This window comes from Actinomadura sp. NPDC049753 (assembly GCF_040674655.1).
GTDB lineage: Bacteria > Actinomycetota > Actinomycetes > Streptosporangiales > Streptosporangiaceae > Spirillospora > Spirillospora verrucosospora.
The window spans coordinates 1-1,610 of the sequence record NZ_JBFARL010000446.1 but is presented as its reverse complement, the minus strand read 5'-3'; the positions used below and the strand labels follow the sequence as shown (position 1 = coordinate 1,610).

Sequence of the window (1,610 nt, the reverse complement as noted above, 5' to 3'; positions counted from 1 at the left end):
AGCGGCGTCCACCCCGACCACGCACCACCCGGCGCGTTCTGCCACCGATGGACCACCCCACCGGAAGTATCAACACCGAACACCACCATCCCCGAACCGTGGTCCACCACCGACGGCACCCCCACACTCACCCGCGACACTCCCCGCGGAGGGGTGCCTACCGCGGCGATGGCCTCGCTGAGGAGAGCTCGTGCCTTCCCCTCGGCTTGGTCGTAACGATCGGGGAAGGCGGAGCGCTGGACTTTCTGCGCCGTCTGCCCAGCGGTGAGGTGAGGAGACTGCTGCTCGACGCGCACGGCACGGGTGAAGAACTGCCTGGCCGCGTAGGGCACCTGCATGATCTGTTCCGGAGTCCCCCATCCCTGGCTGGGGCGCTGCTGGAAGACTCCGAGGGAGTCGCGGTCGCCGCACGGCAGGTTGTTCATGTGGGACTCGACCCATCCGGCTTCGAAACCGGCGAGCATGACCTTGTCGGAGACCTTCAGGTCACGGCCGACGATGTAGACGGCTTTCGTCACTTCCAGGTCGCGATCCGGCGGGACGTGGCAGGGCTTCATCGTGTTCCCCTCAGTTGGTCAGACGATTCGTGGTGGCGGGCAGGTGGAGCGTTGTCAGCTCGCGAACCGGCGCCGCGACGAGCTTGGGCCAGCAACACGCGGCCGCTGAGGCGGGGTGCGGAAGGTCGTCACAGCGAGATAGGGCCCGCGCTACGCGGATTGGATGGCACCCAGATGCCAGCGGCCGCTTCAGGGTGCGACGCTGTCGGCCTGCGCCGGCGTGAGAGTTGTGGCTTCAGGTGGGTCGGGGGCGAGGTTTCCTTCCATGTCGACCCAGGTGTCGTGCCAGGCGTGGCCGTGTTCGGGGCCTTGCTGCCAGGTGTGGGTGACGTGTCCGTTGGGGTCGCGGGCGAATACCGACAGGTCGTCGCTGGGGTTGAGAACGACGGCGGGGTCGCTGGTGAGCTGGCCGCCCAGCGGCGTCCATCCTGACCAGGGTCCGCCGGTCCCGGTCTGCCACCGGTGGTGCAAGCCGTTGTCGGTCCCGCGAGCGAACAGAACCATCCCGCCGTCACGGCCCACCAGCACCGTCGGTCGGCCCACCACCGCGCCTTCCATATCCACCCAGCCCCCGTGCCAGGCGTAACCCTCCTCAGGGCCGTGCTGCCACGTGTGGGTGATACGCCCGCCCGGATCACGAGCGAACACCGACAGAGCACCGTTGGGACTCAGCACCACCGCCGGGTCGCTGGCCAACTGGCCTCCCAGCGGCGCCCAGCCTGACCAGGGTCCGCCGGTCCCGGTCTGCCACCGGTGGTGCAAGCCGTTGTCGGTCCCACGGGCGAACAGAACCATCCCGCCGTCACGGCCCACCAGCACCGTCGGTCGGCCCACCACCGCGCCTTCCATATCCACCCAGCCCCCGTGCCAGGCGTAACCCTCCTCAGGGCCGTGCTGCCACGTGTGGGTGATACGCCCGCCCGGATCACGAGCGAACACCGACAGAGCACCGTTGGGACTCAGCACCACCGCCGGGTCGCTGGCCAGCCGGCCGCCCAGAGACACCCAGTCGGGGGCCCAAGCACCGGCTTCGGACTGCCAGGTGTGCCACAA

At 69.0% G+C, this 1,610-nt stretch carries 1 protein-coding gene and 1 pseudogene; both read right to left on the bottom strand.

Features of this window, described 5'->3' with window-relative positions; all coding sequences use genetic code 11:
* Positions 1–557, bottom strand: a pseudogene (locus AB0K37_RS42100) (hypothetical protein); the annotation flags it as partial.
* Between the two features lie 189 nt (positions 558–746).
* On the bottom strand, positions 747–1,610 hold an 864-nt coding region (locus tag AB0K37_RS42095; protein ID WP_363991833.1), incomplete at its 5' end, for a hypothetical protein.